General features: G+C 57.1%; 25 protein-coding genes. 16 read left to right on the forward strand and 9 right to left on the reverse strand.

The window, feature by feature from the left end; all coding sequences use genetic code 11:
- Positions 1–66: 66 nt before the first annotated feature.
- The 9 genes from WD429_RS05830 to WD429_RS05870 all read left to right on the forward strand — a co-directional run bounded on the left by WD429_RS05830 (position 67) and on the right by WD429_RS05870 (position 8,715).
- Entirely contained in the window at positions 67–855 is a 789-nt protein-coding gene (locus tag WD429_RS05830) for an alpha/beta fold hydrolase (protein WP_368421236.1), read from the forward strand.
- 171 nt (positions 856–1,026) lie between these two features.
- Positions 1,027–1,950 carry a methyl-accepting chemotaxis protein gene (locus WD429_RS05835; RefSeq protein ID WP_368421237.1) on the forward strand — a complete coding sequence of 308 codons (924 nt, stop codon included), beginning with the start codon at positions 1,027–1,029 and terminating at the stop codon, positions 1,948–1,950.
- Between the two features lie 144 nt (positions 1,951–2,094).
- Entirely contained in the window at positions 2,095–3,270 is a 1,176-nt protein-coding gene (locus tag WD429_RS05840; RefSeq protein ID WP_368421238.1) for an ABC transporter substrate-binding protein, read from the forward strand.
- 101 nt (positions 3,271–3,371) lie between these two features.
- Positions 3,372–4,235, forward strand: a complete 864-nt coding sequence (locus WD429_RS05845; RefSeq protein WP_368421239.1) for a branched-chain amino acid ABC transporter permease — start codon at positions 3,372–3,374, stop codon at positions 4,233–4,235.
- 13 nt (positions 4,236–4,248) lie between these two features.
- Positions 4,249–5,205 carry a branched-chain amino acid ABC transporter permease gene (locus WD429_RS05850; RefSeq protein ID WP_368421240.1) on the forward strand — a complete coding sequence of 319 codons (957 nt, stop codon included), beginning with the start codon at positions 4,249–4,251 and terminating at the stop codon, positions 5,203–5,205.
- Between the two features lie 2 nt (positions 5,206–5,207).
- Entirely contained in the window at positions 5,208–5,975 is a 768-nt protein-coding gene (locus WD429_RS05855; protein WP_368421241.1) for an ABC transporter ATP-binding protein, read from the forward strand.
- Complete coding sequence (locus tag WD429_RS05860; protein WP_368421242.1) at positions 5,972–6,685, forward strand: ABC transporter ATP-binding protein; 714 nt, start codon at positions 5,972–5,974, stop codon at positions 6,683–6,685. The genes WD429_RS05855 and WD429_RS05860 overlap by 4 nt, the downstream gene beginning before the upstream one ends.
- Before the next feature lie 95 nt (positions 6,686–6,780).
- A complete protein-coding gene (locus tag WD429_RS05865) occupies positions 6,781–7,785 on the forward strand; it encodes a porin (RefSeq protein WP_368421243.1) in 1,005 nt (334 codons plus the stop codon).
- 120 nt (positions 7,786–7,905) lie between these two features.
- The gene (locus WD429_RS05870; RefSeq protein WP_368421244.1) at positions 7,906–8,715 is read left to right on the forward strand and encodes an IclR family transcriptional regulator; all 810 of its coding nucleotides are present in this window, start codon (positions 7,906–7,908) and stop codon (positions 8,713–8,715) included.
- On the opposite strand, the gene WD429_RS05875 is transcribed toward WD429_RS05870, so the two are convergent.
- Entirely contained in the window at positions 8,712–9,638 is a 927-nt protein-coding gene (locus tag WD429_RS05875) for an AraC family transcriptional regulator (protein ID WP_368421245.1), read from the reverse strand. The genes WD429_RS05870 and WD429_RS05875 overlap by 4 nt on opposite strands.
- 177 nt (positions 9,639–9,815) lie before the next feature.
- Between WD429_RS05875 and WD429_RS05880 the strand changes: the two genes are divergently transcribed.
- The 4 genes from WD429_RS05880 (at position 9,816) to WD429_RS05895 (ending at position 15,228) form a co-directional block, all read left to right on the forward strand.
- Positions 9,816–10,547: a flagellar motor protein MotA gene (locus WD429_RS05880; protein ID WP_368421246.1), complete on the forward strand. Its 732-nt coding sequence runs from the start codon at positions 9,816–9,818 to the stop codon at positions 10,545–10,547.
- Positions 10,548–10,553: 6 nt separating this feature from the next.
- Positions 10,554–11,600 (forward strand): peptidoglycan -binding protein, encoded by a 1,047-nt coding sequence (locus tag WD429_RS05885; RefSeq protein WP_368421247.1) that lies wholly within the window; start codon positions 10,554–10,556, stop codon positions 11,598–11,600.
- Between the two features lie 316 nt (positions 11,601–11,916).
- A complete protein-coding gene (locus WD429_RS05890) occupies positions 11,917–13,008 on the forward strand; it encodes an OmpA family protein (RefSeq protein ID WP_368421248.1) in 1,092 nt (363 codons plus the stop codon).
- Between the two features lie 12 nt (positions 13,009–13,020).
- Positions 13,021–15,228 (forward strand): Ig-like domain-containing protein, encoded by a 2,208-nt coding sequence (locus tag WD429_RS05895; protein ID WP_368421249.1) that lies wholly within the window; start codon positions 13,021–13,023, stop codon positions 15,226–15,228.
- Positions 15,229–15,472: 244 nt separating this feature from the next.
- On the opposite strand, the gene WD429_RS05900 is transcribed toward WD429_RS05895, so the two are convergent.
- On the reverse strand, positions 15,473–16,585 hold the full coding sequence (locus tag WD429_RS05900) for an S-(hydroxymethyl)glutathione dehydrogenase/class III alcohol dehydrogenase (protein WP_368421250.1): 1,113 nt from the start codon (positions 16,583–16,585) through the stop codon (positions 15,473–15,475).
- A 91-nt stretch (positions 16,586–16,676) separates the two neighbouring features.
- Here WD429_RS05900 and WD429_RS05905 point away from each other — a divergent pair, with 91 nt between their 5' ends.
- The 3 genes from WD429_RS05905 (at position 16,677) to WD429_RS05915 (ending at position 18,720) form a co-directional block, all read left to right on the forward strand.
- On the forward strand, positions 16,677–17,264 hold the full coding sequence (locus WD429_RS05905; protein WP_368421251.1) for a TetR family transcriptional regulator C-terminal domain-containing protein: 588 nt from the start codon (positions 16,677–16,679) through the stop codon (positions 17,262–17,264).
- A gap of 67 nt (positions 17,265–17,331) precedes the next feature.
- Positions 17,332–18,453 (forward strand): alkene reductase, encoded by a 1,122-nt coding sequence (locus tag WD429_RS05910; RefSeq protein ID WP_368421252.1) that lies wholly within the window; start codon positions 17,332–17,334, stop codon positions 18,451–18,453.
- A gap of 150 nt (positions 18,454–18,603) precedes the next feature.
- The gene (locus WD429_RS05915) at positions 18,604–18,720 is read left to right on the forward strand and encodes a DUF6231 family protein (protein ID WP_368421253.1); all 117 of its coding nucleotides are present in this window, start codon (positions 18,604–18,606) and stop codon (positions 18,718–18,720) included.
- 7 nt (positions 18,721–18,727) lie between these two features.
- Here the strand turns inward: WD429_RS05915 and WD429_RS05920 are convergent, their stop codons facing one another.
- The 7 genes from WD429_RS05920 to WD429_RS05950 all read right to left on the reverse strand — a co-directional run bounded on the left by WD429_RS05920 (position 18,728) and on the right by WD429_RS05950 (position 26,745).
- Positions 18,728–20,719, reverse strand: coding sequence for a diguanylate cyclase (locus tag WD429_RS05920; protein WP_368421254.1), 1,992 nt, complete (start codon positions 20,717–20,719; stop codon positions 18,728–18,730).
- Between the two features lie 217 nt (positions 20,720–20,936).
- A complete protein-coding gene (locus WD429_RS05925; RefSeq protein ID WP_368421255.1) occupies positions 20,937–22,763 on the reverse strand; it encodes a hypothetical protein in 1,827 nt (608 codons plus the stop codon).
- Positions 22,750–23,019: a hypothetical protein gene (locus tag WD429_RS05930; protein ID WP_368421256.1), complete on the reverse strand. Its 270-nt coding sequence runs from the start codon at positions 23,017–23,019 to the stop codon at positions 22,750–22,752. Before WD429_RS05930 ends, WD429_RS05925 begins: the two co-directional genes overlap by 14 nt.
- Positions 23,016–23,708 carry a hypothetical protein gene (locus tag WD429_RS05935; RefSeq protein ID WP_368421257.1) on the reverse strand — a complete coding sequence of 231 codons (693 nt, stop codon included), beginning with the start codon at positions 23,706–23,708 and terminating at the stop codon, positions 23,016–23,018. Before WD429_RS05935 ends, WD429_RS05930 begins: the two co-directional genes overlap by 4 nt.
- Positions 23,709–23,757: 49 nt before the next feature.
- Positions 23,758–24,633 (reverse strand): type II secretion system F family protein, encoded by an 876-nt coding sequence (locus tag WD429_RS05940; RefSeq protein WP_368421258.1) that lies wholly within the window; start codon positions 24,631–24,633, stop codon positions 23,758–23,760.
- A complete protein-coding gene (locus WD429_RS05945) occupies positions 24,626–25,543 on the reverse strand; it encodes a type II secretion system F family protein (RefSeq protein ID WP_368421259.1) in 918 nt (305 codons plus the stop codon). Before WD429_RS05945 ends, WD429_RS05940 begins: the two co-directional genes overlap by 8 nt.
- A complete protein-coding gene (locus tag WD429_RS05950) occupies positions 25,540–26,745 on the reverse strand; it encodes a CpaF family protein (RefSeq protein ID WP_368421260.1) in 1,206 nt (401 codons plus the stop codon). The genes WD429_RS05945 and WD429_RS05950 overlap by 4 nt, the downstream gene beginning before the upstream one ends.
- Positions 26,746–26,749: the final 4 nt, after the last annotated feature.

Raw genomic sequence — 26,749 nt, forward strand, 5'->3', positions numbered from 1 at the left:
CATGTGCGTGGGCGTCGGCCAGGGTATTGCTACACTCATCGAACGGGTCTGAACCAAGGAGCCACCATGGCGTTTCTGAAACACAAAGGCCGCACGCTTTGTTACCGCCTACTGGGCGACAGCACCAAACCGCTGCTGATACTGGCCCACCCTCTGGGCATGACCCAGGGCGTGTGGGACGACATGCTGCCCGCACTGCTGGACAAGTTCCGGGTGCTGACATGGGACCTACCGGGTCATGGCACCAGCGCGGCCTGGCCGGAAGCAAGCGACCAGATCACCCCGGAAGACCTGGCTCAGGAAGCCCTGACACTCGCAGCAACTGCCAGTGCCGAGCACTTCCACTTTGTCGGTACGTCCATTGGCGGCGTGATTGGCCAGCAACTCATCAGCCAGCATTCAGAGCAACTGCTCTCCGCCACGCTCACCAATACCGGGGCCGTTATTGGCACACCGGAAGCCTGGAATACCCGCTCGGCCAATGTGCTGGAACTCGGCCTCAGCGCCATGGCGGTGGATATTGTGCCGCGCTGGTTCGGCCCCGCCGCCTGCGAACAGCAGCCAGCGCTGGTGGAGGGCTGGCGCGTGATCATGGGGCGCGGTGACGACCGCAGTTATGCACTGCTGTGCGAGCTGCTGGGCCGGACTGATTTCCGGGAGCAACTCAGCGGGCATCAGGTGCCGCTTCGCCTGATAGCCGGCGCGGACGACGTCGCCACGCCACCGGAAACGCTCCAGGCGCTGGCGCAATGCAGCGGCGCGCCGGAACCGCTCATTCTGGAGCAGGTCGGCCACGTGCCTTCGGTGGAATGCCCTGACAGGTTCAGCCGGATTCTGATGGATCATCTGGCCTGAGCATCGCCAAGGAAGCCAGGCCGGCGCATCGTCCGGCCTGGCTTGTCTGTCTCTTGCCAGGCCCGCTTTTCAGAATGCGGATAAACCTCTGCATTAAGCGGATAGGCTCTCCCCCAAATATCCCTTAGCTTTTCCGCACAATGCGAACCCTTGCCCAGCGGAAACAGAACCATGGACAACACCCTCACTTTCGAACAACAAACCTCGGAGTCCGGATCTTCCAAAGCGCCGGTCTACACAGCGCTGATTCTGGCAACCGCCTGCACTGCTGCAATAATCACCCTGGCCGACACAGCCGTTCTGGTCGTTCTCGCGGCCATTACCCTTGGACTGACAGCCACCGGCCTGATTCTCTGCGCCAGAATGCAGCCGGCCATCATTACGATCAGGGAACTAGCGCCCGCACCCGACTCCATGCCTGAACCGGTTCCCGAGCCGGAGGTGCAAGCGCCCGAACCGGAATCGCCGAATCCCATTCTGCTCCGCCATCTGGATGACCTGCGCACCAACGTGGACGTGATCCTTGAGGAAATGAGCGAAGCCGGCAAACTCGCCAAAGCCTCGGGGGGCAAGGTGACTCAGAGCGCCAGCAGTATTTCCGAGTCCGAAGCATCAATCCGGGAGCTGGCAGACTACTTGGACCGAATCGACGAGGTGTTTACCGAGCTGGGCAAGCAATCCGGGGAGATCGGTACCATCGTGGGAAATATTCAGGACATCGCCAAGCAGACCAACCTGCTGGCCCTGAACGCCTCCATCGAAGCGGCCCGCGCGGGAGAACACGGCCGTGGTTTTGCCGTGGTTGCCGACGAGGTGCGCCACCTCGCCGTGCGGGCCAACGAGTCCAGCGAAGGCATCGGTGCCATCGCCAAAAGCCTGAACACGACCTCGGTCGAGGCCGGTAACGGCGTAGATCGAATCCGGGCATCCTGTAATCAGTGTCTGGAATACTCCGGTGAGGCACTTCAGGCAATGAAGGACATCCAGGCCGGCGCAGTGGCGCGGATGGAAGTGGTACAGGGCATTACCAACCGGCTGGAGGTTCAGCGTGAGCTGACCGAGCGACTGTACTCGGACCTGAGCTCTGAACGCTGATTTTTTGACGGCCACCCTTCTGAATTTCAAAGCACAGTGGATACCGCTGCAATTACCGGACACCCCTGTGCAGAAAACGGATATTTCTATCGCCCTTTCACGCCTCTAATGACAGAACCCACAACAACAATCTGAGGTGTGAAGATGAACAGGCTCAAAACCCTTGCCAGCGCTGTGCTGGCAACCACCCTGACCGCCGGACTTTCAACTTCTGCCCTGGCGGCCGCCGGCGATCCGGTAAAAATTGGCGTTATGCTTCCATTCAGCGGCATTTACGCCCAGTTGGGCGAGGCCGGTCGTGACGGTCTGAAGCTGGCCCTGAAAGAGCAGGCCGAGAAGTTGCACGGATCGCCGGTTGAGTTCATTGAACTGGATACCGAAGCCAAACCATCCCGCGCGCCGGAGCTGGCATCTTCCATGTTGAACCAGCACGAAGCGGATTTCGTGATTGGCCCGGTGCATTCCGGCGTTGCCATGGGCATGATCAAGATGCTGCGTGGCAAGGACACCATCATGATTATCCCGAACGCGGGCTCCGCTGCGGCGACCGGCCCCCTGTGTTCCCCGAACGTTTTCCGCACCTCATTCTCGTCATGGCAGCCCTCTTACCCAATGGGTAAGGTCGCGCTCGACAAGGGCTACAAGAAAGTTTATGCCATCAGCTGGAACTACGGCATGGGCCGTGAAAGCCTGGACGCCTTCGAAGAGTCCTTTACCGCAGGCGGCGGAGAAATTGTCGAAAAGGTTCTTTTGCCGTTCCCGTCCACCAACTTTCAGTCCCACGTCAGTGACATCGCTGATGAAAAGCCAGACGCGGTATTCACTTTCTTCGCCGGCGGCGGTGCGATCAAGTTCGTCAAGGACTACGACGCCATGGGCCTGCGCGGCAAAATCCCTCTGCTGGGCTCCGGCTTTCTCACCGAGGGCACTCTTCAGGCCCAGGGTGATGCCGCTGAAGGCGTGATGACCGGCCTGCATTATGCCGAACAGCTGGATGTCCCCAAGAATCAGCAATTCCGGGAAGCCTTCAACACCGAATACGGCCACTACCCGGACATCTACGCGGTCCAGGGCTACGACGCAGGCCAGGCCATTGCCAGCACCATCAACCAGCTTGAGGGTGATATTTCGGACAAGAAGGCCGTGATCAGCACCATGGAGACACTGACCATCGACAGCCCACGGGGAGAGTTCACTTTCTCCAAAGCTCACAACCCGATCCAGAACATCTATCTGCGGGAAGTAAAAGATGGCGTGAACGTGGTGCAGACTGTGGCTGCCGAGGCACTGGAAGATCCGGCCCGCGGCTGCAAGCTCTGAGCATTGGCCCAGTTTGACTCCCGGCAACCGCCGGGAGCATCCCCCGAAGCCGCCCGCCTGCCCCTGAACTGACTTACTCTGTAAAACCGTTGGGTATCACTATGTCTACCGAACTTTTCTTCGTGCAACTCATTAATGGTCTCCAGTATGGGTTGCTATTGTTTCTGATTGCCTCTGGCCTGACCCTGGTGTTCGGCGTAATGGGCATCCTCAATCTGGCCCATGGTTCCATGTACATGGTAGGCGCGTACCTGGTGTGGTACTTCGTTGCCGTCACCGGCAGTTTTACCGTCGCCGCCATTCTCTCTGCGATCATCGCCCTCGGTCTGGGCATATTAATCGAGCGGGTGTTGATACAGCGGCTCTACCACCGCAATCACCTGGATCAGGTGCTGCTGACCATCGGCATGATCTTCGTGTTCAACTCCCTGCAAAGCATTCTCTGGGGTAACGACCCCTACGGCGTCGCGGTTCCAGAGGCGCTGAGCGGTGCCGTGCCTTTTACCGATAACTCCAGTTACCCGATCTATCGCATCTTCGCCGCTCTCATCTGCATCGGCATCGCCGCCGCGCTCTATTTTGTGGTGAGCAAAACCCGCCTGGGCATGTTGATCCGCGCCGGTGAATCCAACCGGGAAATGGTCGAAGCCCTGGGTGTAAACATCAAAAGCCTCTACACCATCGTGTTCGCCATCGGTGTCATGCTCGCCGCCATTTCGGGAATCATCGCTGCGCCCATGCGCTCGATTGTTCCTGGCATGGGGGAAAGCGTACTGATCACCTGCTTCGTGGTGGTGGTCATCGGTGGCATGGGTTCTATCAAGGGTGCCTTTGTGGGGGCGCTACTGGTCGGGGTGATCAGCACCTTCGCCGCCGTTCTCATGCCGACCATGTCCAACATGGTTATCTACCTCTTTATGATCCTGGTGCTGCTGGTGAAGCCCCAGGGCCTGTTCGCCAAGTAAGCGGGAGCCGAACATGATTTTCGAGAAACGCACCGAACGACTTTTCCTGGCGATCTTCTTTATCATCGCCCTCTGTATCCCCCTGTTCCTGGAGGCCAACTCCTTCTTTGTGGGGAAAATCACCACCATACTGATCCTGTCGGTATTCGTGATGTCCCTGGATTTCCTGGTGGGGCGTGTTGGCCTGGTCACTCTGGGGCACGCACTGTTCTACGGGTTGGGGGGTTATCTGTTCGTGATCCTCACGCCGGAGTACGAAGCGGTCAATTTCTGGATTTACGCTCTCTACGTCATGGGGCTCAGTGCTCTGGTCGCGCTGATTGTTGGTGTTGTGGTACTGCGAACTTCCGGGATCTACTTCATCATGATCACCCTGGCCATATCGCAGATGGCCTACTACTTTTTCTTCGACTCGCTGGAGTTCGGTGGCGGCGACGGCCTGTTCATCTTCATGAAGCCGGACACCAGTATCTTTGGCTTGAGCTTCCTGAATCTGGATAACCCCACCCACTTCTATTACCTGTCACTGCTGGCGGTTCTGATCACCCTCGTGGCCATCAAGATCATTCTGCGCTCACGGTTCGGCCGCATTGTGGAGGCCAGTCGGCTCAACCCCGAGCGCACGGAGGCGCTGGGCTACAACATCTTCGCGTTCCGCCTGATCAGCTACATCATCGGCAGCACCCTGGCCGCTTATGCCGGCCTGCTGTTTGCGCTGCAATACGGCTACGTGAACCCGCAGTTCATGACCTGGGAGATGTCCGGCACCGCGCTGGTGATGTCCATCCTCGGCGGCATGGGCACCATCTACGGCGCCATTCTGGGCACCATTACTTATGAAGCCCTGCTGTATCTCTTCGAACACATGAGCGAAGACTGGATGCTGTTCATGGGCGGCGCCATCATCCTGATGGTCCTGCTGCTGCGCAAAGGCCTGGCCGGCTACCTCGAAAAGCTGCTGGAGAAATAATCATGGCGAACGAGATCATTCTGGAAACCGAATCCCTCAGCAAACACTGGGGCGGCATCAAGGCGCTGAATGACATTTCACTGCAATTTCAGGACAAGCAGCTGCATGGCGTGGTCGGCCCCAACGGTGCCGGCAAGAGTACCCTGCTGAACATGCTGTGCGGAACGCTGAAACCCACCAGCGGGTGCATCTTTCACAAGGGCGATCAGATCGAGGGTATGAAACCCTGGAAGTTCGTGCGCCGGGGCATTGGCCGCAGCTTCCAGAAAACCAACATCTACGCCGAGGTTACCTGCCTGGAAAACTGCGCCGTCGCAGCCCAGCGCCGCTTCACCGGCAGTTTCAACCTGTTCGCATCACGTCACGCCAACACGCTGGTCCGGGAAGCGGCGGAGAAGGCCCTGCATCAGGTTGGCCTGGCGGACCGAATCAATACCATGGCCGCTGAAATTTCCTACGGCGAACAGCGCCAGCTGGAACTGGCTATGGTACTGGCGACCGATCCCTGCATCCTGCTGCTGGACGAACCCATGGCAGGCATGGGGCACGAGGAATCGCAGCGCATCATTGAACTGCTGAACCAGCTCAAGCAGACCTACAGCATTGTGCTGGTCGAACACGATATGGACGCCATTTTTGAACTCTCGGACCAGTTGACCGTACTCGATAACGGCACCCACCTGATCACCGGCACGGTGGATGAAGTGCGCAATGATCTAAGGGTGAAAGAAGCCTACCTGGGTAAGGAAGACGAGGAGGAAGCGGCATGAGTAACAGCCTACTGGAAGTAAAGAGCCTCAATACGCTGTACGGCCGCAGCCACATTCTCCACGACCTGTCCTTCCGTCTTGAGAAAGGACAATCGATGAGCTTGATGGGGCGCAATGGCATGGGCAAAACCACAACGCTCAAATCGATTCTCGGCATCGTGCCCCCTCGCAGCGGTCATGTCTATTTCGATGGGGAAGATATAAGCAACCTGCCAACCTGGAAACGCATGCGGCGCGATATCGCTTACGTTCCGGAAGGTAGGGGCATGTTCCACAACCTCACCGTAAAGGAACACCTGCAAATAGCCGCGCGCCCCGACAGCAACGGTAAAACCAGCTGGGACTTTGAGCGTGTCATGACGACTTTCCCCCGACTTCAGGAACGACTGTCGAACCTGGGTACGGAGCTGTCCGGAGGCGAACAACAAATGCTGGCCATCGGCCGTGCACTCGTGACCAACCCCCGGCTGATGATTCTTGACGAGGCCACCGAAGGCCTCGCCCCGCTGATTCGACAGGACATCTGGAATGTCATCGCGACCATTCGCGAGTCCGGCATTTCCACATTGATCGTGGACAAGAACATCAAGGCACTGAAGAAACTCTGTGACCGCCATGTGGTGGTGGTTAAGGGACAAGTTCATTTCGATGGCAGCTCACAAGAGCTGGACCAGAACCTGGAAAAAGTCGAAACCGCACTCAGTGTGTAAACGTACAAAAAACGGATAGGGATGTTCATTAACCGGATATTTGACCCAGCCTGAATAACCGATAGTTCAAGTGCCAAACAACAAGGAGAAAGCACATGAACTATCGACACTCACTGCTGGCGCTGGCGATGGCGTCCGGCCTCGGCACCGCCCCCGCGACCCACGCTCTCGAACTCGGCGAGTTTAACGACACCAAATTCAGCATTGGTGGCTTTTTCAAGGCCGAAGGTATCTATGAAAAGGTAGACGACGGCGATTCCCGCATTTTTGGGCGTTCTAACCAGTCTCGCGTTAACCTGAAAGCCGTTACCCAGAAGCAGGGCCACACCATCGTCGGTTTTGTTGAAGGCGACTTTTACGGCGGCACCTATCCAGGTGAGAACGATGACCTTCGGCTTCGCCACGCCTTCATCAAGGTGGACCAGACCACGGTGGGGCAGACCTGGACCGGTCAGTTCTGGGGCGTGGCCTATCACGATTATCTGGATTTCCTGGGCGGCCCACGGGGCACACTGGGTGGCTTCAACTTCCGCACCACCCTGATCAGCCACGAAGTTGCCGGTTTCCGCTTCACCGCGCAAGATCCGGTCAATAACGATGCCGATACGCCGGACCTGGCCGTCAACTACAACCTGAATCTTGATGGTGGGCACCGTGTCACCCTTACCGCTTCCGGACGCGAACTGGAGAATGGTGACTTTGTCGGCGGTGGCGCTGTTGGCTCCAAGTTCATGATCGGGCCCCACAGTTTCAATCTGAATGCCCATCACGGCGAAGGTTTGGGTGCCTTTACCGGCGTGGGCGTGAACAACAGTCTGGCATCCCCGGATGTGGAAAATGGTAATGCCGTCAGCCAGACCGGCGTTGATGTCGGTTTCCGCTTCGTCATCAACAGCGAATGGCGCGCCAACGTGGCCTACACCGCCGTCGAGGTAGACGACATCGCCGACACGAATTACGAGGCCCACCGCGCCAACCTGATTCATGCCGTAACGCCGGACCTGGATGTAGGCGTGGAATGGCGCAAGTATAACCTTGCCTTTGGCCCCTTGCTGCCAGAAGGCCAGCAGGTTGAGGTCATGGCCAAGTACAAATTCTGATCCGGACCGTCAGAATTGGTATCCTTGCCAGCAAACCGCAGAACAGGTACCCGGCGTTTCCAGGGTGCCTGTTCTGCGCTGACAACCGACGGCATCAGTCATTTCAGAATGGACACACCCATGGCAGAAGAAAGCCCAAAGCGACAGGGAATCGGATCGCTGGAAATCGGTCTTCACATCCTCAATTACATTTCCACAGCCTCCAGGCCACCCACTCTCAAAGAGCTCTCTGGCGCGCTGGACCTCTCTCCGAGCCGGGCCCATAAATATTTGGTCAGCCTGTTACGAGAGGGCTACATCAATCAGGTGAACCAGACCCAGTACACTCTGGGCAACTCCAGCCTGACCCTGGGCATATCGGCCCTGCGCCGGATCAATCCGATTCATTTGTCCTATGAGGCGGTGGATCGCCTCAACGAGCAGACTGATAAAACCGTGTCCGTCACCGTATGGAACGGCAACGGCCCGCTGGTGATCAAGTGGCTAGACTCCAGCCATCCCATCTCGGTGAACGTGCGGCTCGGTGCGGAGCTCTCCCCTCTGAATTCCGCGTCCGGCAGGATCTATCTGGCGCATCTTCAGGACAGTCGCCGCAAACAACTGGTGGATCAGTATTACAAAAGCTCCCAAATACTGCCCAAGAGCAACGGAAAGTCCCTCACCCGGGAAGAGTTACAGCCGCATCTTGATCGCATCAAAAAGGACAATTACTGTGCGTTTTTCAGTGATTACCTGCCCGAAATCAATGTGCTGAGCATGCCAGTGTTCGACATCAACGGCAGCATTGTCACCGTGATCACCCTGCTGGGGCTGAACCGGGACTCGGATATCAGCGAGGGTTCCTTCCTGTTCGAAAAGGTGCGGGAATGCAGCGACCGTATTACACGGCAAATATGCGGCCTTCAGAGAGAGCACAACGGCCGTAACTAACCGGCCATTCTCAGGGTTTCAGAGGGCAGCTCGCCAAACGTCTTACGGTAATCCGACGAGAACCGTCCGAGGTGGCTGAAACCATAGTCCAGAGCAATCTCCGTGACGTTGCGGCACTTGCCCTGGAGGAGATCTTCCCGCAGTTTCTGCAACTTCAGCTGCTTGATGTAGCATTTGGGCGTGGTGGAAAACGCTTTGGAGAAGGCGTTATAGGTAGAACGCACACTCATATTGGAGACGGAGGACAACGCTTCAATATCAATCGTGTTGCGGATGTTTTCCTCGATATACCCGAGCATTTTACCCAGCGCCGGCGTGCATGCCGCCCCCTGTTCCAGCCCTGACCAGTTACTGGGAAATTTTTTCAGCAGCTTCTTCAGAATGATCTCCCGATAGGGCGCACAGACCAGGCTGATGTCATCCTCTTCTGCTTCGTCAAGGTCCGAAAGTACCGCCTCCATAATATTGAGCAGTGCCGGGCACTCCCTGAGATTAACCGGTGCCCGGGTGAAGCGGATACCGTTGTCAGGTAGCCGGCCATTGGCCACAACCCGAGCGTTATTCAGGAGATGCTCAGGCATCCTGATGATCAGCTTCTCACAGTCTTCTGAGTACTCCAGGTCGATTTTTTCATAAGGGTTCACCATCACGGCTTCACCCGCACGCACTTTCATGCGCTCGCCGGGCTGGTGCCACACGCACTCGCCCCGGGTCACGATCTGGAAATGATAGATGGACTCCAGCTCAGGACTCTTCACTCGCACGTGATTACCATAGCTCAGCTGTGACAACCCGAAGCCGGCAAACTCCCTGAAACTGAGCCTGGACTTCCGTTTCTGCTCGCCCAGCATCTCCAGACGGTGCTGCCCGATATGCTGGTTAACGAATGAAGACACCTCTTCCGGATGTGCCCCCTGTAGCATGGTAGCGCCCGCCAATGAGTGACCAAACATCTCTCGCCTCATTTACTTATTATTAATGCGTTCACCTTATATAAATTACAGTGATCAATCAACGATCAGTTTGACGTGCGATATCCAGCCTCATCCTCTCAACCTGTGCTATGTTTTTTATACCTCCCAAACAGGCAGGCCGTTCACATGAGTAACCCCAAACACTCGCTGTTCTGGATGACGCTTTTCCTCGCCGTTGTGGTAGCCGTGTGCGCCCTCATCCATGCGCCCCTGGCCACCGCGTTCATGGCCAACTGGGTCTTTAACCTGCTCATTCTCGGGGTGCTGATTATTGGCATTGCGCTGACATATCGGCAGGTCGCCATACTGTTCCCTGAGTTGCGCTGGATCTCCCAGTTCCGCACCGGCAATGCGGGGCTCTCGGTGCTGCAGGAGCCGCGCCTGTTGAAACCGCTGGCGAAACAGCTCGGTGATGAATTCAAGCGTGACCGCTTCACTCTGTCGACCCTGTCGCTGCGCACCGTGCTGGATGGCATTCATTCGCGCATGGACGAACAGCGGGAAATCACCCGGTACTTCATCAGCCTGCTAATTTTCCTGGGGCTGCTCGGCACTTTCTGGGGGCTGCTGGGCACCATCAACGCGGTGGGCGATGTCATCACCAACCTGAACATGGAGCAGGACGATTTCGGCGCTGTTTTCGCCGACCTGCAAGCCGGCCTGCAAACGCCCTTGCAGGGCATGGGCACAGCTTTCAGCTCCTCTCTGCTGGGGCTGGGTGGTTCACTGATTCTTGGCTTTATGGACCTGCAGGCCGGCCACGCCCAGAACCGCTTCTACGATGGGTTGGAAGAGTGGCTGACCAGCGTCACCAATCTGGTGGATTACGTTGACGATCCCCGGCAACAGACCGAGTAACGCCCGATGATTGGCTCCCGACGCCGCGCGCGCAGCACCGTCAACGTCTGGCCGGGGTATGTAGACGCCCTGTCCGCCCTGCTGATGCTGATTATTTTCATGCTGCTGGTGTACGTGGTCAGTCAGCTTTACCTGTCTCAAACACTGTCCGACCGCAATACCGAACTGGCACACCTGAATGACCGCCTGAACGGGCTCTCCGAACTGCTGGGGGCAGAGGAAGACCGGAACACCGTACTCACAAGCCAACTGGGTGCCAGCCTGCAGCGAAACGACGAATTGCAGACGCGCTTCGACGGCGTGCGCAACCGGTTAATGCAAATCAGTGCAGAAAGTGGTGCCCAGGAAGAACGGCTGGAGGCCCAGAGCCAGGCCATTGCAGACCGGGATAAAACACTGGAAGAGAAAGACGAGTTCTCTGCCAGCCAACAGGACACGATACTGCAGCTATCCAACCAGATTGCAGCGCTTGAACAGCAACTCCGGGTGATCGCGAACGCGCTGGAGCTTCAGGAAGACGAAACGGCCGACCGGGAAGCCGAACTGGAAAACGTCAGCCGGCGCCTGAATACGTTGCTGGCAGAGCGGGTCAGCGAACTGGAGCAATATCAGTCGCAGTTTTTTAGTCGGCTGCGGGATATTCTGAAAGAAAACGAAAACATCCGCGTGGTCGGAGATCGATTTTTGCTGCCATCCGAACTGCTGTTTGCCTCAGGCTCTGCTCAGCTCGGGAGTGCCGGCCAACGCGAGCTGGCCAAACTGGCGGAGGTATTACTGGAGGTGGCTGACCGCATTCCAGATGACATCGATTGGATACTCAGAATTGATGGCCATACGGATCTGATCCCCATCAACACCGAACGCTTTCCGTCGAACTGGGAGCTGTCCACGGCACGCGCCGTCGCCGTGGTGCGCTACCTTGCCGGGGAAGGGGTTCCCGAACAAAGAATGGCGGCCGCCGGTTTCGGGGAGTTCTTCCCGGTGGCTGAAGGCACCTCACCGCAAGCGCTGCAACAAAACCGTCGTATCGAACTCAAGCTCACCGACCGCTAGCGCCTGCCGCTAAACGCGACTTACCCACCCCACCGAAACATGATGACCCGAGTGACTTAAGCTGGCTTGAAGCCAGGCCGAACAGCTCACAATGTAAACTGTTGTTAAATTTTGCCTGAAATACAAAAAATGGCTGAACTGACGCACCTATTTGGCCTGATAGGCCAATGTAACATTATAGATACATCCCTTAATTTTTAACCATTAACAAAAGTAAACAATAGCTAAAAATTTGTTACACTTAATAACAAATAGTACTCGCCAAGGGATCAACTGGCGATCGATAACAATCGAGAACGTGAGAAGGATCACACTAATGACCCACCTGTATAAATTTCTACTGGCCGGATGCGTTGCCCTACCCCTCCAGACGGCACAGGCGGAGGCACCGCCATTCCCCATTTCCTACAGCTTTTTCGGTGCCGAGATCAGCTACGTCGATTCAGGCAATTCCAGGGACAAGTCCTCGAACATTGATAACCTCGCGAACTACCCGGAGTACGGCGTCACGCTCGGGCATCAGTTCAACCCCAACTTCACATTAATGGGGGCCTTCACCTACGGCGATGCGGAAACCCGCACCTCCGACATCGATACCGACATTCTGCGTGGCTCGCTGGCGGGCAGAATTCACCCAGGCAAGTTCCGGTTTGCGGGCTGGCGGCCCTTTGCCGGTGCCGGGTACAGCTATACCGACATTGATGTGGACGGTGCGCCAAGCTCCAAAACCGAAGACGGACTGTACTTGGAAGGCGGCCTGCAACGGATGGTCAGCGAACGGTTCGTTTTTGAAGCCGGTGTCCGGGCGCGCACAGAGCTCGAAGATGGCTACGTGGATGGTCAGGCTTTTGCCGGCGTTCAGTTCCTTTTCAACCAGTGGTACCCGCAGCCTCCCGCAGTCACAACCTTTGAGCGCCCGGAACCCGTCGAGCCGCCCAAGGATTCAGACGGTGATGGCGTTATGGACAACCGGGATCTATGCCCGAATACGCCCAGAGGTGCCCTGGTGGACTCCGACGGTTGCGCGAAAAAGCTCACCAAAGAAATCAAAGAAACCCTGTACGTGGAATTCGACCTCGATGGCACGGAGGTCAAACGCCAGTACTTTGATGAGATTGAAAAGCTGGCCGACCTGATGACCCAGTATCCAACCAGCCGCATGCTGCTTGAGGGCCATACCGACAGCTCTGGCAGCGCCAGTTACAACCAGAACCTTTCCCAGAGCCGTGCAGACTCCGTGATGAAGGTATTAGTCAAGGAATTCGACATCAGTTCTGCACGCATCTCAACCACGGGTATGGGTGAGTCCCAGCCCATCGCGGACAACGCGACGGATGAGGGCCGCGCGCAGAACCGCCGGGTTGAGGCCATCCTCACCGGCAAACACACCGAAATCATGAAAAAATAAAAGAGGCTCAACATGGCTAATATCCCATATCAACTAGGGGTGGGCGTCACGGCCCTTTCCCTGATGATCGCAGGTTGTGGCGGTAGCGACGGCCCCGGCGATCCACGCATCCCGGTACAAAACGCGCCATCTGGTGATGGCGGCAACAACGTCGGCGGTGATCAGGAAACCTTCTGCACATCCGAAAGCACCGTCTTCGAAGTATCTGAATTCGTGCCCCAGAATGGCGAGCAGGGGGTTGAACTCAACCGCAGCCTCCGGGTGACCTTCAACAGCGAGGTTGATGAGACCTCTGTCAACCAGAACTCCCTGCCATTGACGATTAATGGCGATGCGACCGTGGTTGCGGCCACTTATAACACCATGGGCAAGGCCGTTGTTATTAATCCCAATGACAATCTGATGGCCAATACAGACTATCAGGTGACCGCCACAACAGACCTGCGGGCCCTTTGTGATGAAGACGGTGACCTGGTCAAGAATCTGGCCGAGAACGACTCTGCCGCATTCAAGACCGGCGGTGAAATGGATAATCAGGCCCCATCCGCTGTCGCTTCGTCGCCGGAGGATGGCGAAACGCTGGCCCCGACGGACACCAACATCTATGTCGAGTTCGATGAAGAGATTGACCCTCAGTCCGTCAACTCAAACAACTTTACCGTCACTGAGATCGACGAGAACGGCAATCCGGTTGCCACTGTTGAGGGCGCGATTAACCCGGTTGGTAATGCCATCGAGTTCAACCCTGACAGCAACCTGAGCTTCCAGACGTTCTACGAAATCACGGTGGATACAACCATCACCGATCTCGCCGGCAACCGCCTGGTTCAGTCTGAGACCTATACCTTCCGTACGGGTGGTTTGGTGGTCCTTCTGGACAACACCCTGCTGGCAGAGCCTCAGACAACCCAGTCCGAAGGTTTTAACAGCGGCATGCTCGTCGATGGCTTGCATACGCTTGGCGGCACACTACTGTCTGCCCTGGAATTTGGTGATTCCGAGGACGGCCTGAACAGCGTCGACAACGCGCTGATTCTGCAGATTCCGCTGGTGGAAGACCTGCTCACAGCTCTGACAGGACTGAATGCAGGTGAAACGCCGTCACTGGATGACACCGACCCGACCGAATACTCATCGGCGCTTGTCGCCGTGTGTGACCCGAAATCAATCAGCACGACAGACCCGAAAGCAGACTGCGCGCTTGCCCTGGACCTTGGCCTCGATGCGACTCAGCTTCAGAGTCTGGCGGATGCCTTTACAGGTGGCAATCCGGAACAAATCCCAGCCCTGATCCAGGCCATGGCTGAGACCTTCGCTTCCGGTGACTTCAACAACCTTCCGCCGGAACTGTCGGAAGCTCTGGGTGGTCAACTGTTCCCTGTCAACGATGGCCTGGGTGTCGAGTTCCGCCTGGTGGACGACAGCAGCATTCCGCTTCCTGCCGCTGCCGAAAATGCCCTGCTGGAGGTGCTGGAAGCGTTCAATGCCATTCCGGTACTGGGCGACCTGTTCAACCTGGATGACGGCAAGTCACTGGTCGACCTCGGTCTGCTGGAAGGTTCCCTGCTGGGTGTTGATCTGGGTGCCCTGGCTTCCGTGGATGTCCTGAGCGGCACGAAAACGTTCATCGGTGAGAAAGGCGTTCTCAACCTCGGCGGCTCCCTGTTCGATCTGCTGCTGGGCATGATTCCCGAGCCAGGCGGTGACCTGCCGCTGTCTCCGGAAGATCTGCCGCTGATCGGTGATCTGCTGAACATGGACGACATTCCGCTGGATCCAGCACGTCTTGGTGAATTGGCTGAGATGCTGGAACTGCCAGAGGGCTTTGAGTTTGATCCTGCGACCCTGCCGTTGATCGGCGACATCCTCTCCGCACTGCCAGATGACTTCGCGGGTGGACTTCCCGATGGCGGTGAGGGGAGCGACCTGCCCGAACTGCCCGTACTGGGTGATCTCATCCAGCTGCTGGACCCATCCAGCCTTGATGGCGATCAACTGACATCCATTCCGGTTCTGGGCGATCTGGCCGAACAACTGCTTGCCCTGAGCGATGGCGGAGACATTGATTCACTGCCGTTGGCTGGTGAGCTGGCGATGCTGCTGGATGGTGGCGAGTTGGGTGGAGACAGCCCCCTCGGTCCGTTGGCCGAACTGCTCAATCCAGAGCAGTTGGAAGACGCACCCTTGTTGGGTGATCTTCTGGAATTGCTCGGAGGCTAGGTTAATTGTCGGATTACGGCTGCGCCTAATCCGACCTACGCTGGATCCAGTGCCAGCTCTCCGTAGGTCGGATTAGCACAGCGTAATCCGACAACATTGGATTCAGTGCCAGCCCTCCGTAGGTCGGATTAGCGCAGCGTAATCCGACAACATTGTTGGAGGACCTCCTTGGGCTACTGAGCCTCTAATCCAGAGACCTGACCATCAAAAAACCCGCCAGCTGGCGGGTTTTTTGATGGCTGAACTAAAAGTGAATCACGGTCCGGATGCTCTTGCCCTCATGCATCAGCTCAAACGCTTCATTGATGTCCTCCAGCGGCATGTTGTGAGTAATAAACACATCCAGTGGAATCTCGCCCTTCTCGGCTTTTTCCACATAACCCGGCAGTTCAGTACGGCCTTTCACGCCGCCGAACGCGGAGCCTTTCCAGACCCGGCCGGTTACCAGCTGGAAGGGACGGGTACTGATTTCTTCACCGGCCCCGGCCACACCAATAATGATCGACTCGCCCCAGCCTTTGTGGCAACACTCCAGCGCCGCACGCATAACCTTCACGTTACCGATGCATTCAAAGGAATAATCCACGCCGCCATCGGTCATGTCCACGATCACTTCCTGGATCGGCTTGTCGTAATCGTTCGGATTGACCACATCGGTCGCGCCCAACTGTTTCGCGATATCGAACTTACCCGGGTTGATGTCGATGGCGATGATACGGCCGGCCTTGGCCATGGTCGCGCCGATAATGGCCGCCAGGCCGATGCCGCCAAGACCGAAAATGGCCACGGTTGCCCCTTCTTCCACCTTGGCGGTATTCATCACCGCACCAATACCGGTGGTCACGCCACATCCCAGCAGGCACACCTTGTCCAGCGGTGCTTCCTTGGGGATTTTGGCCAGGGAGATTTCCGGCAGCACGGTGTACTCAGAGAACGTCGAGCACCCCATGTAGTGATAAAGCGGCTCGCCGTTGTAGGAAAAACGCGAGCTTCCGTCCGGCATCACACCTTTACCCTGAGTGGCCCGTACCGCGCCACACAGATTAGTCTTGCCGGAGGTGCAGAACTTACACTCACCGCATTCAGCGGTGTAGAGGGGAATGACGTGGTCTCCGACTTCCAGATTTTTGACACCCGGACCCACCGCCTCAACCACACCGCCGCCTTCGTGGCCAAGGATGGTCGGAAACAGGCCTTCGGGATCGGCACCCGACAGGGTGTACGCGTCTGTATGGCATACGCCGGTAGCCACGATGCGTACCAGCACTTCACCCTCCTGGGGCGGAGCAACGTCAACTTCTACGATTTCGAGCGGCTTGTTGGCTTCAAACGCCACCGCAGCGCGGGATTTAATCACTGGCAGGCTCCTCTGGATTGCTCGGAGGTCTCGGTTAACCCGGACCCCGGATGTTTGACGAATACTAGACGACCGGTCTAATATAACAGACATGACATCGAACGACACCCGCACCCACATCATTCACACCGGAGCCGATCTGATTGGCCAGAAAGGCTTTGGTGCAACCGGCATCAACGCCGTGCTGACCGCAGCCGGTGTGCCCAAAGGGTCGTTCTACCATTACTTTAGCAGCAAGCACGACTTTGGTCTGGCGGTTATCGACACCTTCGCGGAAGAATACGACGCCAGGCTGGATCAGATTCTTAACGACACCAGCCGTAGCTGCGTAGATCGTCTACGCGCCTATTTTGACACTGGCTTAGAAACCATGACCAGCTGCGAATACACCCGGGGCTGCCTGATTGGCAATCTGGGCCAGGAGTTGGCCGGCCAGAACGAAGCCTTCCGGCAGCGCCTGAACACCGTGTTTGCCGGTTGGGAAAAGCGCTTCGAACAGTGCCTTCTTGACGCCCGGCAGTCGGGCGACATCGACTTCGATATTGACCCTGCAGACGCCGCCAGCTTTCTGTTGTCCGGCTGGGAAGGGGCTATTTTACGCTCAAAAGTGCTTAAGTCCGTGGAACCCATGGAGCGTTTCGTACGGGTCTTTTTCAGGCAGTGTCTGAACATGCCCTGAATTTTTTCGACCTCTCACTAGTAGACTGGTCTAATTAACTTTGTTTAATCCAAAAGGAACAAACCCAATGAGCAGCCACCACGATCCACTGTTTCACCCTGTCCACCTGGGCGACCTGGCCCTGCCCAACCGGGTGCTGATGTCACCATTAACACGGTCCCGCTCGAGCCAGCCCGGTGACATTCCCAACGACATGAACGCCCACTATTATCAGCAGCGCGCCAGCGCCGGTCTGATCCTCAGTGAAGCCACCCAGGTTTCGCCCCAGGGCAAAGGCTATGCATTCACGCCGGGCCTCCACTCGCCGGAGCAGATTGATGGCTGGAAAAAGGTCACCGGTGCCGTGCACAAGGCCGGCGGCCGCATTCACGCGCAGTTGTGGCACGTAGGGCGCATTTCCCACCCGGAGCTGCAACCCAACGGTCAACAACCCGTTGCGCCTTCGGCGATCCGGCCTGAGGGTGCCAAGACGTTCATTAGCGCCGATTCCGGCATGGTCGACATTCCCGAGCCCCGCGCACTGGAATCCGGTGAAATGGCGGATATTGTCGAGCAATACCGCCAGGGTGCACTGAACGCAAAAAGCGCGGGCTTTGATGGCGTCGAAGTACATGCCGCCAACGGCTACCTGCTGGACCAGTTCATTAAAAGCGGCAGCAACCAACGCACCGACGAATACGGCGGCGCGGTGGAAAACCGGCTGCGGCTGCCATTGATGGTGATCAAGGCGGTGATTGAGGTCTGGGGTCAGGATAAGGTCGGTGTCCGCGTTAGCCCTACCGGTAGCTTTAACGCCATGGCTGACGACAACCCCGTTGAGACCTTCGGTGCCTTCGCCCGACAGCTGAACGATCTGGGCGTTGCCTACATCGAAGTGGTGGAAGACTCGTTCCAGGGCAACCACGCCAACGGTCGCCCGGAAGAAGTCATCGACGCCATCCGCCACGGTTTCAAAGGTACCTACATTGCCAACGGTGCCTATACCGCTGAAGAGGCCCGCACCCGCATCAGCCAGGGTCGCTGTGACCTGGTGACGTTCGGCCGCCCATTCATCGCCAACCCCGACCTGCCGGAACGTTTCCGCCAGAATGCGCCATTGAACGAATGGGATGACAGCACGTTTTACGGCGGTGACGAGCAGGGTTACATCGATTACCCAACACTGAACGAACTCGAAGCCAAAGCCTGATTGAAACTATCCTGGTCAGCTCGACCCCGAAGGCGCGTTCATCAACCGCTAGCGCGGCAATTCAGCGCAGCCAGTCGGTCGGCATCTGGTTGATGCCGCCGACTGGCCGGTGTGATACTGGGCGTTCACTGACACAGGAAGCGTGGCACCATGAACGAATCCCAGCAGGCGCTTGCCCGCATCATCGACAGCTACAACCGCAAACGGGCCTGGAACAATCCCGACCACTGGGCCAACCCGGAAATGTGGGGTAAGGCCTGGTGGTGAGCGGTTGTCAGAACGACGATTTCACACAGTTGCGCCCGGACTCTTTCGCACTATAAAGCGCTGCATCTGCTCGCTGGATGATTTCATGGGGCGTATCCCCCGGCCGAAAGGCCGCCACACCCACGCTGATAGTGATCTTTTCCGGAACGGAAAAGCGGTAGCTTTCGATGCTCGATCTGAGGCGATCCGCCACGGGCAGGGCGCAATCCAGAGACGTCTCCGGCAGAATAACCAGAAATTCCTCGCCACCCCAACGGCCGGCAATTTCCGACTCACGAATGCCCTGGCTCACCTGGGAGGACACGGCGGATAGAACGGCGTCCCCCTCATTATGGCCGAAACGGTCATTAATCGATTTGAAATGGTCCAGATCAAAAATAATGAGTGAAAAGGAGCTGCCATACCGAGTGCAGCGCGCCACTTCCTGATCCATGAAACTTTCGATCTTGTGGCGATTGTAAAGGCCGGTCAGTTGATCGTGTACAGCCTGATAGGTCAGCGAATGCAGCAACTGATTTCGATTCAGCGCGCTGCCGAACAGATTGGCCATCAGTTCCGCGGTCTGCGATCTTTGGGGCGTCCAGGGATTTACGGCAGAGGTCATCTGGATCCCCAGGATACCCGATATCCTGTCGCCCCGGTGCACCATAGCCAGCAGAACAGATTGTTTGTGTTTCAGTGACAGCAAATCCCGCAGGAATTCCAGTTGCGGAGGCATATCGCTGTCAGCCGGGAAAATGACACTCGGCCTGCCTTCAAAGACTTTGGCCAGGGCCGCGGTAATGACCGGGTATTTTCTGACCCTCGGCTGACGCAGCGTTTCAATGCTTTCATCAGCCCATTCATGGCTGACCCACACCTGCTGGCTGGCATCTTCCAGCTGGCACAGAAACACCCGATCCGCCCGGTAGAAATCCCCCAGTGCACGGCAGGTACTGGTGAGCCCCTCGTCGGTATCCTCCGGGTCCAGAGTTAACAGGTCCGTGCTGATACGACGCACCATCTGCTCCGAAAGCACCATCTGTTCCAGTTGGCCTTTGGCCTGGTGGCGCTCAATGGCCAGACTGGCAATCGCGATGGGGTCGGTCAGGGCATCAATGTCATCATCCCCTGGCGTCCAGGGCTCTTCGTGATAGACATCAAAAGTACCCAGCAACTCTCCGCTGCTGCCGATCACCGGCTCGGACCAGCAAGCCCGCAACCCCGCCAGATCGGCCTCGTCACGATAAAGGTCCCAACGGTCGTCGGAACGGGTATCCCGCGTCACCACCCGGCCACGGATAAATACGGCTGTACCACTGCTGGCTGCGCCAAAGGCCACGGGCAGACCATCCAGCGCCTCACGAAACGCGTTCGATAGTGACCGTCCTCCGACCCATCGCAGGCGAGCACCTTCCACATCGTGCACCATGAGCCCACAGCGCGCTCCGGCCATGAGGGCTTCCGCCATCTCGGCAAGATGATCGAGCGTCACGTATAAGCCGTTGTCGTTGGCCATGGATATCATGGCCTTGTGGCGATATCGATCGGCTTTTTCGGCATGTTTGCGGTCGGTGATGTTCACCCCGGTGAACATCAGGGCCTGCCCGGCCTTATAGGAGATGAGGGACAGCGAACTGTCAAGCCAGACCGGGTGCCGGCCCCTGGGCTCAAAATACCATTGGAATTTTTGAAGACCGGAACGGCCAGTCTTGTAAATGGTTTCCTCAAAGTCCAGCAGGCTGAATGGCGCGGCAGACCACGCGCCCGGCTTTTGCATGACCTCGGCGGTCAGCTGCTCTTTCGTCTTCACCCCAAAGGCCGTCATAGCGGTTTCGTTGGCATAAAGTACCGATTTGCTCGAACTGTCCAGTAGCATGACCGCAATGGCGGATTGGTCGAAGAGTGTGCGGAGATCCCGGTCCGCATTGCGCAATGACCGGTTGGCGGAGCCCATCTCCATGCTGAGCCCCTGCACCCGTTGATTCAGACGCCGGTACCGCAGCACGGAAAATACCAACACGGCTCCCAGTATGGCCGTTAAAATTGGAAGGGCTACTGCCAGGCCATTCTCTGAAAGTAATGTCCAGTAATCCGATACCGTTGATTCCACTCGCCCGCCGTCCATGCCTGAAACTGGATTCACTCTTCCACTATAGACACATTTTCAATCAGTTGTGTTGTGTTTTGGTTAGCGTTTACGACAGTGCCTCTCCTTTGAGCTTGCGCTTCACGCCTTATTGCGGTTCAACGATGTCCACGTTCTCCACAAGTTGTGTGCCACTCTGTTTCGCGGCTACGACACTGACCTGTTGACCGCCAAAGCTGATCCCCAGTGATTCCGCTGTTGGCTTTACCAGTACGTTCAGAAGATTGTAGCCCACAGCTTTCACCGCGGGTGACAGAACTTCCTCAAAAAGGTCGTGGATGGCCGCTTCCAGAACGTCTGCGCCTGGATCGTCCACATCCTCATCCTCCGAGGTGTCCACCCCGAACAGGTTAATATCGATATTGTGAATAATCGGTTCCAGTTCGCTATCCACGGCCTGCTCCGCGCTGCTGGCATTGCTGTACTCACTGACACGACAACTGTCACCGCTGCAGTCCAGTTCGTAGTCATCAAAGAGGTGTCGCCCTTCCGGAACGGTAATGCCACCCTGCACGGAGTATTCGAAGTTTACATCGGCCAGGGGCTGTTCAATGCCAAGGATCGAGATCATCAACTCCAGGGATTTTTCCTGGTGCACCAACTGAAACGCCCCGGTGTCGTCGATCTCTCCGGTACCCAGGGTGGCCGGTTCACGACGCAGGTCGACCGCAAGCGTCACATTGTTGTCCGTCCCCAGGGCACAGTCGGCAGCCACCAGCTCCCCGGATCCGCCGCCGAGGGCAATGGAGAGAGTCAACGGCGTTTCCAGCAGTCTGTACCTGATCCCCGGAAGCAGCACGCCCTCCTCTGCACCGCCGCTCTGCTGATACAGCGCCTTCAGTTCCAGCGCAATATCCGCAGCACGAAACCGGGTTTCCCATCGGCCGGTGCCATCCTGTTGCGCGGGCCCGATGGCCACTGTCGGCGGCTCATTGATAACCATCCGCAGCTCGACCTCGCTTTCGTCAATTTCATCGATAAACGGCAGATCCAGAAGGTGGAAGGCGTCTATCCGGATGGGTTCGCCATTGAGCGTCTGCTGGTTACCTGCGGCGCTGATTGCCAGGCCCACCAGCAGGTCATAGGCGCGGATGGAGGTATCGTCCGGCACACTGGCATGTTCAGCGATGCGGATGAGTTCGCTGATCACCACCGTTTCGACCCCGGCCGCCAACAGCAGATCGCTGGCCAGTTCGCCCACCGGTGAAGAGATTCCGGCGATATCACGAATCGCCGCCGCCAGATCATCGCCATTCAGCGGCAACAACTCCTCCAGACTGCCGACGCCGGCCTCGTTCAGCAGTTCTCCGACGCTGACCAGGGTGTTCTCCAGGCTACCCAGGTCAGTGACATCCAGGCCATAGTCGTCATCATCCAAAAGCGCGCCCATCAGGTACCCCAACAGACCATCATCGATGGCGGCGGTGGAGCCGGCGGCACTCAATGTTCCCACCACCTGTTTGCGAACCGCGGCATTGGCTTCCATGTCTATGCTGCCAAGCAGACCGGGGAGAAATCTAGACACCGGCTCGGTACGGCGAATGACAGCCAGTGCCGAATCACTCTGTTCAATGGCAGTCGGGTGAAAACGAAGAACTCCACCCTCTCCCGACTCCAGCACGCCCGGCCGCACCTGCAATGTTCCTCCCTCGCCTTCAAACCCCTGTGCCTGGGCACCCCCCATGGCGCGGGCGACCATCTGTTCAACGCTGACGTCCTCGCCGCCACAAGTCTGGCTTTCGCTGGACGCGGCGCTGGCCGCGGCATTGGCCTGACTCTGCATTTCCGACTGCAGCGACAGCAGGCGAGCGCCATCGACGGCCAGCACCATCATCAGAACGATCGCGGTCACAATCAGCGGGGTGATAAAAATCAACACCCCGCGCTGCTTCCGCACGCTCTTACTCATCGTCACGGGACGACTCCGCTATTTGGTCGGGAATGGCGCGCCTGAACGTTTCGGCGATTCGTTCCTGGCTATCCACATAGGACTGGACGGACAGCTCACTTTTATCCGGAGCGCCGGAACTGGCTTGCTGGTCTAGTTTTTGCCGGGCCTCCGGCTTACTTTCAAAGACCACCACGGAGTTGGACAGGCCGTGTGCGGGCTGGTTCTGGGCCAGCAACGGCATCGGTGCAACCATGAGTAAGACAGTCAGTATTTTTTTCATCTCGACCTCTTGAGCCTGGCAGCCAGTTTTTCAGCGTGGGCGACTTCGTCCATGGACAATTCGTACCTTTTCTGAAGCATCGCGATACCGGAGCGGTCATTGGTAATAAAGTAACCGGCAGCGAGGTTCTGACGCACCGCACCCTTACCGTTGGCCAATTCGAACGCCGTCCGCAACTCGAAAACCGCATCGTAATAGCCACCGGTCAGCAACAGTGCATAACCATAATCGTTACGAATATCAGAGGATGACGGATTCAGCTCCCGGGCCTTCCTCAATTGGCCAGTACCCTCGCTCAGCTTTCCCTGCTTCAGGTAAACCAGCCCCAACCCGTGATGCCCCATGGCGGAATCGCATTCGGTCGCCAGGGCCTGGAAAATGTCCTCTGCTTCAGCCACCTGATTGGTTGACGCCAGCAACTGGCCCCGCCTTACCCAGTGCTGCTCGGTTGCCAGCCCCTCGTTTTCCAGTTTGGCCAGGGCCGCATAGGGCTGCGACCGGGACATCAGGGACTCAACAACATCCAGCTGCAGCTGATGCTCGGGTTGCAGGGTCGTGGTACAACTCACAAAGGGCAATGACTCGCCATTGATGCTGGTGCCCTTGCCCATTGTCGAACAACCGGTCACTGCCAGTGAAACGGCCAGCAGCATGACTACCCCGCCTCTAATGCTTTTGCGTGTTCCCATAATGTCTCCTGACAGGTTTTTATTCGTATTCGTCGGTCTCGAACCACTATCAACGGCTTAAAGTCTCTACTATCGACATTACCGCTGGACCACCAATCAATAGGAAGAGCCCTGGCAGCATGAAGGCCATCATAACGATAGTCATCTTTGCACCAACCTTATTAGTTTCCTCACTCAAAAGATTACGCTCGGTTTGCTGGGCTTCTTTAATAATACGCTCCAGGCTCGACGTTACGCCGGCTCCCAAAGTTCCGCTCTGCTTCATCAGGTTTACGTAACCCCGAAGTACCAGAATACGGCGATTCCTACCCAGTTCATCCAACGCAGCGGTTCTGTCAGCCCCACTTTCCATCACCCGGTTGAAACGGTCGAGCCGACTGGCAAGGTGAGGCATGATGGGCCGTGCCTGGACTGCAATGAGCCGCAGGGCACGTTCAATCGACAAGCCTGCTTCCATCAGCATCCGAGTCATGTGGCACAACTCAATTGCTTCAAGGTTCTGCATTTTTTCCGCGTTGGCACCCATTGTCCGAATAACACGGCGGGGCAGAAGAAATCCCACAGCAGCGATGACCGCACCGGCAATAGGACCAGCGAAAACAAAACTCAGGACAATAACCACCAACGGGAGAAACCAGCATAGTGTCAGATAGGTCGCCTGACTCTGCTGACGGTTGCGCCCTGTCGTCTCAAGTGCGGCTTCCATGTCCTCGTAATCACCCTGTATTGCAGACAGGCTAGTGAAGCTTTCACCAAATTCCGCCAGAAAACCGGCGAAGTCCTCATCCCCATTAACTCCCGCGCCCCTGTTCCGGAGTCGGTCATGGATTCGCGACTTGAGAGCCCAGCGCGGAGCCATATAGCCGGCCATCCATAGTGCAAAAAGTGCCGCGGCAGCAGCTAACAGAAACCAGGTATCAACCACGACCGACCCCCTGGATCATTCGCCACATCACCAGCATACCCACCATCTGGAGAACCCCCGCTATTAAGAGCAATGAATGACCGGTTGAAGTATTTAGCAGCGCATCCGAGTACTCCTGATTAATCAGCACCATAAAGGCAGCTAACGCTGGGGGAATGATGGCAAACGAAATCGCCGTAAAGCGGGTTTCCGCAGTGGCTGCCATGAACTCCTGACGTAACGCTTGCTGCGATCTCAGGGATGTGGACACCTGCTCCAGTACAGGGCGAATCGAGGAACCAAATCGTGACGTTGTACGCAGGGCAATAGCCACCAGTACCATAGCAGGCACTTTGTAGAGCTCTGCAAAATCCTCAAACAGGCGGGTATACTCACGGCCTGCTTCAATAGCATTACGTAGCCGGAAAACCAGGGGGCTGAAGACTGGCGATGACTCGTCAAACGCCGCAATCAGGGAGTGCTCCAAGGAACGACCGGCGTCAATGTTTCTCAATACCGCAGCCATAACACCCGGAAGCTCCTCATGAATGACCTGGCGCTGCTTCTGGAACCGCATACGCCACCAAATGCCAATCACGGTGACAACAAAGAACAGAACAACCAACAAAACCACTACACCCCGGGATACCGCAACCATCGCCAACGCGAGCAGCAACACCACTGACATCATAACCAGGCGCTGCATACTCCAACGGATATCTCCCTGCACCAACAACTTCTCCAACGGCCCTAAATCGACCCTGGCACCACCGAGCCCGGAATTCTCATTAGCAGGCGTTAGCCGGGTTCTGATGGCCTGGTTTATCTGACGGCGACTTCTCAGGTACCCCCAGCCCAGCTGCACCATTACCAGCAGGGTGGCCAGCGAGCCCACAAAAAGAGCGGCGGCAAACCAGGCCTGACTACTCACCTCGACGCCTCCCCGGTAAACGTTGCCGTGTCATCATTTTGCTCCCGTTCGGCGCGGTAAAGGACTTCCATTTTGTAGGGGTCATCCGGTGTGGCTTTCATTGCGACCACTTCGCTGACAAACCGGCGGCCACTCGGCAACCGGGCAAGCTGGACAATAACATCCAGAGAGGAACCGATCAGGCGACCAATAGCACGTTCACCGGCGTCATACCCGTTCACTGCCAACAAAGTTTCAATCCGCACAAGCGCATCCCTGGCGCTGTTGGAATGGATAGTGCTCATGGAGCCTTCATGGCCAGTGTTCATAGCCTGAAGCAGCTCAATGATCTCCCCGGACCGCACCTCGCCGAGAATAATCCGATCCGGTCGCATACGCAGCGCGTTGATCACAAGATCCCGGGCAGTGATCTTGCCGGTGCCTTCGGTGTTGGCCGGACGGGTTTCAAGGCGAACGATATGTGGGTGATTCAGCTGAAGCTCCGCCGAATCTTCGATGGTGACGACCCGCTCGTCTCTGGGAATGTACTGGCTTAACAGGTTCAGGATGGTGGTTTTACCGGTCCCGGTGCCACCAGAGATCAGTGTATTACGGCGGCCTTCCACCAGGCTCGTCAGGGTTTCCAGGCACTCTGAAGTCATTGACCCAGTGTTCACCAGGTCCTGTGCGGTCAGGTGCTTCTGGGTGAATTTCCGGATACTGATGGATGGGCCATCCAGGGCAATCGGGGGGATAATGGCATTAACCCGGGAACCATCCGGCAGACGGGCATCCACCATGGGGCTGGACTCGTCCAAACGGCGGCCCAGGGGAGCCAGGATTCGACGAATCACACGGGTTACATGATCATCGTCGATGAATCGGGTCTGGGCCCGTTGCAGCACGCCAGACACCTCAATAAATACATCACGGGGGCCATTGACCAATATGTCATTGACGGTATCGTCCGAGAGTAGCGGTTCCAGGGGCCCAAAGCCTGCTACCTCGTCAAAGGTTTCGCGGGTCAGCAGATTCAGATCCTGTGCGGACAGCGGCATCCGGTGCTGGGCCACAAAACCCTGTACATTGTCCTGGATAAAGGCAAACAGGGTGTCACGGCCAGATTTCCCGACTTCCACGCCCTCTTCGTCCAGCCGCTCCACCAGAAAATAATGAACGCGTTTTTTCAGATCCTGGTATTCCTGGTCAACTCGGGTAGCCACTCAG

The organism is Marinobacter sp. (assembly GCF_040904845.1).
Lineage (GTDB): Bacteria > Pseudomonadota > Gammaproteobacteria > Pseudomonadales > Oleiphilaceae > Marinobacter.

Coding starts and splice junctions, on each gene's coding strand:
- WD429_RS05830 (WP_368421236.1), top strand. CDS start 67: ATGGCGTTTCTGAAACACAAAGGCCGCACGCTTTGTTACCGCCTACTG.
- WD429_RS05835 (WP_368421237.1), top strand. CDS start 1,027: ATGGACAACACCCTCACTTTCGAACAACAAACCTCGGAGTCCGGATCT.
- WD429_RS05840 (WP_368421238.1), top strand. CDS start 2,095: ATGAACAGGCTCAAAACCCTTGCCAGCGCTGTGCTGGCAACCACCCTG.
- WD429_RS05845 (WP_368421239.1), top strand. CDS start 3,372: ATGTCTACCGAACTTTTCTTCGTGCAACTCATTAATGGTCTCCAGTAT.
- WD429_RS05850 (WP_368421240.1), top strand. CDS start 4,249: ATGATTTTCGAGAAACGCACCGAACGACTTTTCCTGGCGATCTTCTTT.
- WD429_RS05855 (WP_368421241.1), top strand. CDS start 5,208: ATGGCGAACGAGATCATTCTGGAAACCGAATCCCTCAGCAAACACTGG.
- WD429_RS05860 (WP_368421242.1), top strand. CDS start 5,972: ATGAGTAACAGCCTACTGGAAGTAAAGAGCCTCAATACGCTGTACGGC.
- WD429_RS05865 (WP_368421243.1), top strand. CDS start 6,781: ATGAACTATCGACACTCACTGCTGGCGCTGGCGATGGCGTCCGGCCTC.
- WD429_RS05870 (WP_368421244.1), top strand. CDS start 7,906: ATGGCAGAAGAAAGCCCAAAGCGACAGGGAATCGGATCGCTGGAAATC.
- WD429_RS05875 (WP_368421245.1), bottom strand. CDS start 9,638: ATGCTACAGGGGGCACATCCGGAAGAGGTGTCTTCATTCGTTAACCAG.
- WD429_RS05880 (WP_368421246.1), top strand. CDS start 9,816: ATGAGTAACCCCAAACACTCGCTGTTCTGGATGACGCTTTTCCTCGCC.
- WD429_RS05885 (WP_368421247.1), top strand. CDS start 10,554: ATGATTGGCTCCCGACGCCGCGCGCGCAGCACCGTCAACGTCTGGCCG.
- WD429_RS05890 (WP_368421248.1), top strand. CDS start 11,917: ATGACCCACCTGTATAAATTTCTACTGGCCGGATGCGTTGCCCTACCC.
- WD429_RS05895 (WP_368421249.1), top strand. CDS start 13,021: ATGGCTAATATCCCATATCAACTAGGGGTGGGCGTCACGGCCCTTTCC.
- WD429_RS05905 (WP_368421251.1), top strand. CDS start 16,677: ATGACATCGAACGACACCCGCACCCACATCATTCACACCGGAGCCGAT.
- WD429_RS05910 (WP_368421252.1), top strand. CDS start 17,332: ATGAGCAGCCACCACGATCCACTGTTTCACCCTGTCCACCTGGGCGAC.
- WD429_RS05915 (WP_368421253.1), top strand. CDS start 18,604: ATGAACGAATCCCAGCAGGCGCTTGCCCGCATCATCGACAGCTACAAC.
- WD429_RS05930 (WP_368421256.1), bottom strand. CDS start 23,019: ATGAAAAAAATACTGACTGTCTTACTCATGGTTGCACCGATGCCGTTG.
- WD429_RS05935 (WP_368421257.1), bottom strand. CDS start 23,708: ATGGGAACACGCAAAAGCATTAGAGGCGGGGTAGTCATGCTGCTGGCC.